General features: G+C 72.3%; 2 protein-coding genes. Both read left to right on the forward strand.

Annotated elements, in window-relative coordinates; genetic code table 11:
• The first annotated feature begins 101 nt into the window (after positions 1 to 101).
• Complete coding sequence (locus tag ABZ260_RS51115; RefSeq protein WP_355633244.1) at positions 102 to 956, forward strand: MFS transporter; 855 nt, start codon at positions 102 to 104, stop codon at positions 954 to 956.
• A gap of 138 nt (positions 957 to 1,094) precedes the next feature.
• Positions 1,095 to 1,364, forward strand: coding sequence for a hypothetical protein (locus ABZ260_RS51120; RefSeq protein WP_355633247.1), 270 nt, complete (start codon positions 1,095 to 1,097; stop codon positions 1,362 to 1,364).
• Positions 1,365 to 1,372: the final 8 nt, after the last annotated feature.

Genomic DNA, 1,372 nt, shown 5'->3' on the forward strand with positions numbered 1-1,372 from the left:
CGAATGCCTCGATCTTGTGCGGCTTGCCGTCCCTGAACTCGTTCGCCAGGCCCAGGCAGTGCCAGCCCCGGGCATAACGGGTCGGAGGTGGGGCCCTGCCGATGACCGTGACCGGCGACCGGCTGGGCGCGGCCAACGGTCGGCTCGTCGCCACCCAGACCCTCGGCAACCACTTCCTCGGCGCCCCGCTCGCGGGCCTGCTGGTCGGCATCGCCACCACCGCCGTGTTCGGCACGGCCGCCCTGCTGTACGCGGCCGGCGCGCTGCTGCTGCTCGGTATGCGCGGCCGGTTCCGCCCGGAGGCCGCCCCCGCCCAGGCGCTGCGCGCCGACATCGCCGACGGCATGCGCCACCTGTGGGGACACCGCGCCCTGCGCAGCCTGGCCGCGTACTCCGGCGTGCTCAACCTCGCCTACGGCGCCTACTTCGCGGTCTTCGTGCTCTGGGTGGTCGGTGACGGCTCCCGGGTGGGACTCACCCCCGGCCAGTACGGCCTCCTGGCGGCGACCCTGGCCGCCGGCGCGGTGGCCGGTTCGGTGCTCTCCGGCTCACTCACCCGCCTGACCGGTGAGAACGGCGCCCTGGTGGGCGTCACACTGCTCAATGCCCTGCTGCTGCTGGTGCCCCTCCTCCTTCCCTCTCCCCTGGTGGTCTTCCCCGCCGCCGCGGGCATCGGCGCGGCCAACGCCGTCACCAACGTCGTCTCCGTCTCGCTGCGCCAGCGGCTCATCCCCGAGGGTCTGCTCGGCCGGGTGAACGCCACCTGCCGCCTGATCGGCATGGGCGCCATGCCGCTGGGCGCCGCCTCCGCCGGCCTGCTCGCCACCCTGGCGGGCCTGTCCGCCGTCTTCTGGTCCGCCTGCGTACTCTCCCTGCTCGCGGCGGCTCTCATCCTGCGCGGTGGGGAGGCCGGAGGTCCGGCACGAGGCCACCGCGGGGCCGCGAGCCGCGAATGAGGCGGCTGATCGAGGATCAGGCCGGTCCCGGCGGTGAAGCCGCTCAACAGCATCGGCCGGTATTGCGTCCGTCAACGGCAGCAGTAAGAAGCGGAGCGTCTGGGTGGCGTGCACCTCGTGCTCCAGGACGGGACGGCGATGACCGACCCGATCACCTGCCCCGAATGCGAGGGGCAGGGAGGCCGGCGCCGCAACCTGGGCTGGGTTCAGCAGCACGAACCGGTGGTCGGCGCCGAGGCCCTTGGCTGGTATCGCTCCTGGGACATGTCGCGCCTGGCCGCCTACGGCTTCCCCTACGCCCAAGGGCCCGAGCTGGACTTGGACGATCTTCAAAACACTCGCCGACGCCGAGGTCAACATCGACATGATCGTGCAGAACGTGTCGGCGGCGACGACCGGCCGGACTGACATCTCCT

It is taken from the genome of Streptosporangium sp. NPDC006013 (assembly GCF_040614275.1).
Classification (GTDB): Bacteria; Actinomycetota; Actinomycetes; order Streptosporangiales; family Streptosporangiaceae; genus Streptosporangium.

Bases quoted from the DNA above. Each gene is read 5' to 3' on its own strand.
- ABZ260_RS51115 (WP_355633244.1), top strand. From the start codon at position 102: ATGACCGTGACCGGCGACCGGCTGGGCGCGGCCAACGGTCGGCTCGTC.
- ABZ260_RS51120 (WP_355633247.1), top strand. From the start codon at position 1,095: ATGACCGACCCGATCACCTGCCCCGAATGCGAGGGGCAGGGAGGCCGG.